At 43.3% G+C, this 6,183-nt stretch carries 5 protein-coding genes; all 5 read left to right on the top strand.

Annotated features, from left to right (window positions below):
- Window positions 1–687, top strand: a 687-nt coding sequence (locus G344_RS11510) for a YadA C-terminal domain-containing protein (protein ID WP_211219561.1), incomplete at its 5' end; no start/stop codon positions are given.
- Between the two features lie 325 nt (window positions 688–1,012).
- Window positions 1,013–2,410: a gamma-glutamyltransferase family protein gene (locus G344_RS10945; RefSeq protein WP_211219560.1), complete on the top strand. Its 1,398-nt coding sequence runs from the start codon at window positions 1,013–1,015 to the stop codon at window positions 2,408–2,410.
- Between the two features lie 822 nt (window positions 2,411–3,232).
- Entirely contained in the window at window positions 3,233–4,954 is a 1,722-nt protein-coding gene (locus G344_RS0106870) for an FAD-binding protein (RefSeq protein WP_028255549.1), read from the top strand.
- A 1-nt stretch (window position 4,955) separates the two neighbouring features.
- The gene (locus tag G344_RS0106865) at window positions 4,956–5,912 is read left to right on the top strand and encodes a succinate dehydrogenase/fumarate reductase iron-sulfur subunit (protein ID WP_028255548.1); all 957 of its coding nucleotides are present in this window, start codon (window positions 4,956–4,958) and stop codon (window positions 5,910–5,912) included.
- On the top strand, window positions 5,912–6,183 hold a 272-nt coding region (locus tag G344_RS10940; protein ID WP_038154923.1), incomplete at its 3' end, for a heterodisulfide reductase-related iron-sulfur binding cluster. The genes G344_RS0106865 and G344_RS10940, both read left to right, overlap by 1 nt.

The raw sequence follows: 6,183 nt of genomic DNA, 5'->3' as shown, positions 1-6,183 counted from the left end.
GCTAAAAGGGATGCTGCGGATTTGAAATTGACTGGGGTAATCGGTCAGGAAATATCTGATCGCAAAGCAGCCGATGTAGCAGAAAAGTGGGCACGCGTAGCTGCCGATAAGAAAGAGGCGGATGCTCGTGAAGCAGCAGATAATCAATTAAATAGCAAGATTGTTGCTGAAAGTTGGGCACGCTCTGCCGCTGATGCTCGTTTGAGTGAACGTATTGATCAGAGTAATGCAGCCCTTGACAATGAAACTAAAGAACGTAAAGCTGCTGATACTGAACTTGGCAATCGCATCCATAGTGTATCTAAAGATGTTAAGAAGGTGGGGGCACGTGCTGCTGCTTTAGCAGGTTTACATCCGCTTGATTTTGATGAAACAACCAAGTTTAGCTTTGCTGCTGCCACGGGTAGTTACAAGAGTGAAAATAGCGTAGCTCTTGGTGCATTTTATCGTCCGAATAAAAATGTTATGGTAAGTGCAGGTAGTACTCTTGGCAGTGATGCAGCTTATAATTTGGGTATTAGCTTCAAGTTTGGTAGTGAAACAGCTAAGACAGAAGTAAATAGCTTCTCTACACAACAACTTTATGCCGCTGTAGCTGAATTGCAACGTCAGATGGCTGCCCAACAGCAAACAATTGAAGCGCAGCAGCAAGAAATTAATGCTTTAAAAAATGCTCAGAATGCATAAATAGTGTTTGGTCATACTTGTTCCAATTACTCACACTCAACAAGTATTTGACTATAGATAAAAGGTTGAATTAAAGCTTTTTATCGAAAAATGGATGGCATTGAAAGAAATGTCATCCATTTTTTATTTTTTCCACAATGCAAATCAAATGAAGATAAGTTATAGATATACTATGCATAGCACTACATAAGGAAATAAATTGTACCTACACCGATTGCTTCCTTTTTCGGTTTAAAAGAAGCACGTCTACTTTTAGAGGAATACCGGCGCACCGGTATAAATCCTAGTCATAAAGAGGAAGCGATTACGGGCGAAAGGCAGACGTTTGCTAATAGAAATAAAAAGTATTTTGGTGCATTTATGTGTTTGGCTATTACCGGCTCCTAAGCTGGCATCGATACAAGCGTTGAAAGAGCGTGGTTATGATACGATTCCCTCATATGGTGTAGAGCCGATTAATGTACCCGGCGCCGTAGGAGCGTGGATGGCTTTGTACGAACGATTCGGTTCATTGGATTTGATGACGGTTATGGAGCCGGCTATTCGCTATGCGGAGGAAGGGTACCCAGTATCACCGAATATTAGCCGATTATGGGAAGAAGCTGAAGGAATTTATACTAAATTTAAGGCGCGACCGGAGTTTCAAGGTTGGTTTGATACGTTTTTACCGCAAGGCCGTTATTATCGTCCGGGAGAAGTATTTGCTTCCAAAGATTTGGCGCGAACATTGCGACGGATTGCAGAAACGAAAGGCGAGGATTTTTACCGTGGCGAATTGGCAAAGACCGTAGATGCTTTTATGAAAAAGCATAATGGGTTCTTGCGTTATGAAGATTTAGCGGCATATACTCCGGAATGGGTTGAGCCTATCAGCGTGAACTATCGCGGTTATGATATATGGGAGCTTCCGCCTAACGGTCATGGGATTACCGTGTTGATGGCGCTAAATATATTGAAGGCTTGGAATTTTACGGAGAGAGATACCATAGAAACGATGCATCGTCAAATCGAAGCGATGAAGTTGAGCTTTGTGGATACAAAGGAGTATGTAGCTGAGCCGTCGCATATGAAAGTGACGGTAGAAGAGCTGCTGTCAGAGTGTTACGCTATAGACCGTCGCGCTCTTATCGGTACTGAAGCTATTGAACCGGTGGTTGGTGATCCGCGGTATAGTTCGACAGTTTATTTTTCAGTGGCTGATAAAGACGGCAATATGGTTTCTTTCATTCAAAGTAACTATCGTGGCTTTGGATCGGGCATTGTTGTACCGGGAACGGGAATTTCCTTCAATGACAGGGCAGAAAACTTTTCTTTTGATGAAAGCCATCCTAATGCGCTAGTCGGCGGTAAACGACCATACCATACGATTATTCCTGCATTCCTTACTAAAGATGGTGAAGCCGTAGCTTCTTTTGGGATTATAGGGGGCTTTATGCAACCACAGGCACATGTGCAGGTAGCGATGAATCTTACTGATTTTGGCCTTAATCCTCAGCAGGCATTGGATGCACCGCGGTGGCAGTGGATTGGTGGTAAACGAGTAGAGGTAGAGCAGGAGACACCTAATTATATCATTCGTCTTTTGCAGAGACGCGGACATGAAATTATCGTACAACCGGATCCGTATCATATGGGACGAGGACAGATTATTGTCCGTGATAAGAACGGTATTCTTTGTGGAGCAACGGAGAAACGAACGGATGGGCAAATTGCGTCGTATTAATTAGAATCGACAAGGGGTGACTAATGATAGATACAAAACTAAGTGCAAGGACAAGAACCAGTGAGGCTTAGACAATAGAAAAAATTAAGGATGTATAAGCTATAATGTAACTTGTACGAACAAATCTCGTACAAGTGCATTGTATGTGAATTGTATCTTATGTGAATATATTTTAATAAGAAGGACCTCTTTCGTGTGAAGTGAACCTCTTTTGTTAGATTGTGTCTAACAAAAGGGGTTCGCTTCATTATGGGGGTCTATTTATTTTGGAAAAAGACGGTGTGCAGTTTCATGATTATAATGTTGTCGCACTGTAAATCGTATGGTTTACAAAGAAAAAATTTTAAGTGGACGATACTATTTTACAGATTTAACGTCATGTATACAAAAAACAATAAAAAATTTTAAAAATATTTATTGATAATAAGCATCACATGATATAGAAATTTTCGAATATAGCAATGTTGCTAAAATAGAATTATAATGATGCATAAATTGATATTTTGATACAGGTAATTATGCATAATAAAAATCTAAAACGGTAATAATAGGCTGTGTTGATGGATTAGTTGCTTTCAATTGAAAATTTTGTAAGAAGAAATATTTTTGATGCATATGTGTATGTGTATAGGCAGACATATGCTTAATGAAAAAATCTATCAAAATAGGCATCGAACTTGAAAAACAGCGGAGTTTAGGCCTTTGGACAAAGTGCGATTGAGCGTATATAATGAAGTTGAATTATACGATGTATGTTATGTACAAGGTATATGGATTACTTGGGTTTGCCTATAAGATTAGGTAGAAGTGAGGAGGTACATTATGGAACAGTTTGATGTTCTGGTAGTAGGCAGCGGCGGCGCAGGTCAGCGTGCAGCCTTGGAAGTAGCTTCCCGTGAAGGTTTGCGTGTTGCGCTTATTACAAAAATTTTTCCTAGCCGTTCAGCCACGGCCATGGCTCAGGGCGGTATTAACGGCGTGTTGAACAACGTAGCCAAAGAAGATACGATTGAGGACCATATCTTCGATACCGTAAAAGGTAGTGACTATCTGGGTGACCAAGATGCCATCGAATTCTTTGTTAAACGTTGTCCGGAAGGGATTAAAGAATTGGACTACTTTGGTGCTCCGTTCTCCCGTACAAACGAAAACAAGATTGCTCAGCGTAATTTCGGTGGTCAGAGCTATCCGCGTACTTGCTACAGTGCCGATAAAACCGGTCATGTAATTGAACATACGTTATATGAACAGTGCTTGAAACACAATGTACAATTCCTTCAGGAATGGTACTTGCTTGATATTGTAAAAGTAGCCGACGGTAGTGTTGGTGGTGTAGTCGCTTGGAACATGAAGGAAGGCCGCGTAGAAAAAATTGCTGCTACAGCAGTAGTTATTGCTACCGGTGGTGCAGGCCGTATGTTCTGGACGCGTACGTCCAATCCGTACCTTTCCACAGGTGACGGCATGGCTGCTTGCTTCCGTGTAGGTTGTGCTTTGAAAGACCCTGAAATGGTACAGTTCCATCCGACCGGTCTTGGTAAGAGCGGTATTTTGATGTCCGAAGCCGTACGTGGTGAAGGCGGTTACCTCTTGAACAATAAAGGTGAACGTTTCATGGCTAAATACGCACCGAGCAAAATGGAATTGGCTCCGCGTGACGTTGTAGCAAAAGCTATCGAAACAGAAATTGCCGAAGGTCGTGGCTTTGGCGGTACCGGTCTTGATGCATACGTTGTAGCCGACGTTCGTCATTTGCCGAGAGAATTGATTCTTGAAAAATTACATGGTATTCGTGACTTGGCAATTACCTTCGAACATGCGGATCCGTTAGTACAGCCGATTCCGGTTCGTCCGACATGCCATTACTCCATGGGCGGTATCGATGTAAAAGATTATAAAACTTGTGCTACGGTAGTGCCGGGCCTCTTCGCTGCCGGCGAAGCTTCCTGTGTATCTATCCATGGTGCTAACCGCTTGGGTGGTAACTCCTTGGCTGATGCCGTTGTATTCGGTAAAGTGGCCGGTGAAGGTGCTATTGCTTATGTAGAAAACAACAGTGCAAAAGACGCTGCTAAGGAATTAAATGATGCAGCTACTGCTTGGGAAGCCAAGTTCAAAGAAGTTACGGGTCGTACAACCGGTCGTCCGGTATCCGAAATCCGTGATGAAATGGCGTTGGCTATGTGGAATAAGGTAGGTATCTTCCGTGAAGAATCTAAGATGAAGGAAGCTCTCGAAACCTTGAATAAATTGATTGAAGAATACAAGACCTGCTATGTAGGGGATACAAATCGTACGTTCAATATGGCCTTCGTAAACTATGTGGAAATCGGTAGCCTCTTGACGGTAGCTAAAGCCGTAGTTCTCGGCGCTCTTCGTCGTCAGGAAAGCCGCGGTAGCCATCTGCGCGAAGACTTTACAAAACGTGATGATGCTAACTTCTTGAACCATACCCTCATCAGCCTCGGTGAAGATGGTGAATACCAGGTAGGCCAGAGCGATGTTGTAATTACTCGTTTCGAACCAAAAGAAAGGACGTACTAAGATGAGACAGATTACGTATCATATCCACCGTTATAACGAAGGCCGCTCCTATGTACAGACCTATACCTTCGATTATGAAGCGGACCGTACTATCCTTTGGGGCCTTCAGAAAATTAAAGACACCATTGATCCGAGCTTGACGTTCATCGCTGCTTGCCGTAGTGCTGTTTGTGGTGCTTGCTCTGTAAAGATTAATGGACAGGCAATGCTTGCTTGCGAAAGTAAAATCGATGAATTGGCTGAACGTTTCGGTAGCGATGAATTTGAAATTGCTCCAATCGGTAACTTCGATGTTATCCGTGACCTTGCGGTTAACTGGGAAGCTAAGGTTAACCGTCTTAAGACAGTGGCTCCGTGGATTTTCATGAAACCGGAATACACTAAGACGACAGCTACTCGTCAGACTCCGGAAGATTTCAAAAAATTCGTACTCAATACTGAATGTATTCTTTGCGGTTGCTGTGCATCCGAATGTAATAAATTGAGTGCCGGTCGCGAAGACTTCCTCGATCCGTATGTATATACCAAAGCTAACCGTTTTGTAAAAGATTCCCGTGACGATGCTCCGATGGCACACGTTAATCCGGCTTTCGAAAATGGTCTCTGGAAATGCGTTCACTGCATGAACTGTATCTCCCGTTGCCCGAAACACTTAAAACCGGCTAAGGATATTTCCGAACTTCGTGCAGTAGCTACACGTGCAGGCCTCAGCAACAAGGGTACGCGCCATGCCGTAGCCTTCAAGCAAGACCTCATGAAGACCGGTCGCTTGAACGAAGTAACGATGAGTCTCAAGACAGATGGTCTTGTAGATTCTGCAAAACAGGGTCTCTATGCTATGCGTCTGTGGGCTCATGGTAAGATTAACCCGTTAGAATTGATCGTGCCTCATAAACCGGTAACCGGTATCCAAGGCGTGCGCACCATTATTAAAGCAGCAGAGGAGGCAGAAAAATAATGAAATACGCATTTTTCCCGGGTTGCGTTCTTGAAGGCGCAGCGAAAGAAGACTACGTTGCTACGAAAGCCGTGGCTAAAAAATTGGGTATTCAGATCGAAGAGCTCGATGGCTGGACCTGCTGTGGTGCATCCCATGTACAGGATATCGATCCGTTGGCTATTTTAGCTACGAATGCTCGTAACATCGCCTTAGCTGAACAGCAAGGACTTGACCTGATGACAGTGTGCAACACATGTACGCTTATGCTTCGCGAAGCTAAAAATGAATT

The organism is Veillonella magna DSM 19857, from assembly GCF_000428745.1.
GTDB classification, from domain to species: domain Bacteria; phylum Bacillota; class Negativicutes; order Veillonellales; family Veillonellaceae; genus Veillonella_A; species Veillonella_A magna.
Note: the sequence above shows the minus strand (reverse complement) of the source record. Positions and strands in the feature narration are given on the sequence as shown.